The organism is Candidatus Allofournierella excrementavium (assembly GCF_048526665.1).
Classification (GTDB): domain Bacteria; phylum Bacillota; class Clostridia; order Oscillospirales; family Ruminococcaceae; genus Allofournierella_A; species Allofournierella_A excrementavium.
Genome location: NZ_DBGFPE010000038.1, coordinates 1 through 1,257, shown reverse-complemented (window position 1 = coordinate 1,257; position 1,257 = coordinate 1). Strand labels below are relative to the sequence as shown.

The 1,257-nt window shown below is 62.1% G+C and carries 1 protein-coding gene; it reads right to left on the bottom strand.

From position 1 onward, the window contains the following. Positions 1-1,257, bottom strand: a 1,257-nt coding sequence (gene gnpA / locus ACMI1Q_RS09505; RefSeq protein WP_419503589.1) for a 1,3-beta-galactosyl-N-acetylhexosamine phosphorylase, incomplete at both ends; no start/stop codon positions are given.

Below are 1,257 nucleotides of genomic sequence, written 5' to 3'. Positions count from 1 at the left end.
CACCGGCTTGGTGGTGTCAGCCAGGATGAAGTGGCCGGGATGCTCCTCCCAGTTGTACTTGTCGTAGTTCAGGGTCATGCCCGTCTCTTTTTCCACGCCCAGCGCAGACGCAAGCTGCAAGTAGTGGCCCTGGTACTGGTGGCCGGAGGGCTCGCCCACGCCGATGAAGCCGCCGCCACGGCGGATGAAGCCCCGGATGGCCGCCGACACGGCCGGGTCCTCCCAGACCGCGCCGCCGGTGTGGGCGGTGTCGCCGTCGCCCACGTTCACCAGCACGTCCACGTCCTTCAGGATGTCGGGGTCCGCCTTGACGTCGTCAAAGCTGATGAACCGCACGTCGAAGGGCGCGCCGGACAGCGCCTCGATCACGCCGGCGTAGCTGTAGTTCTGCTTCTGATACAAAGCGTGGTGCACCATGTGGCAGCCCCAGCTGCGGGCCTTGCCCCAGCTGTTCAGCACCGCCACCGTTTTGATGCAGTAGGCGGTGGTGCCCCTGGCGTTCTCATACAGCTCGCGGAACTCGTTGCACACGCTCTCCACATAGTCGATGAACTCCGGGAACTCCAGCGCCAGCTTCAGATAGCCGCCGTAGCCGATGCGGTCCACCGGTTTGCGCAGGATGGCCCGCCGCGCAGTGACCCAGTTTTCCTTGGCTTCCTTCACCGGGTCGCCGCCCTCGTGGAAGGTGTCGGGGAAGAAGTAGGGCAGGAAGCGGCCCTCGGTGTATTTCACACCGGGAATGTCGCTGATGAGGCGCAGGGTGCTGCCGTTGCCCACGCTGCCTACCACCGCGTCCAGCCCGATGGAGGCGAACTCCGGCATGTAGGGCTCGGTGCCGATCCAGTGGTCACCCAGGAACATCATGGCTTCCTTGCCCAGCTCGTGGGTGATGTCCACCATTTCCTTGGCCAGCTTCGCTACCTCGCGACGCTGGAAAGCCATAAAGTCCTTGAACTCCTTGCTGGGCACACGGTACTGGTTGTTGTAGTAGCCCTGGTCGATGATGTACTCGGGGCGGAACTTATAGCCCACTTCTTTCTCAAACTGCTCCAGGATGTAGGGGGACACGGAGGCAGAATAGCCGAACCAGTCCACATACTTTTCGCGCTTCAGCTCATCAAACACCAGCGTGAACTGATGGAAGAAGGTGGTGTAGCGGATGACGTTCACATAGGGGTGCTCGGCGATGTACTTGCGCAGGCGCTCCATGGTGAACTTGTGGGTCTTGGGCTGGCGCACGTCGAAGGTGATCTGGTG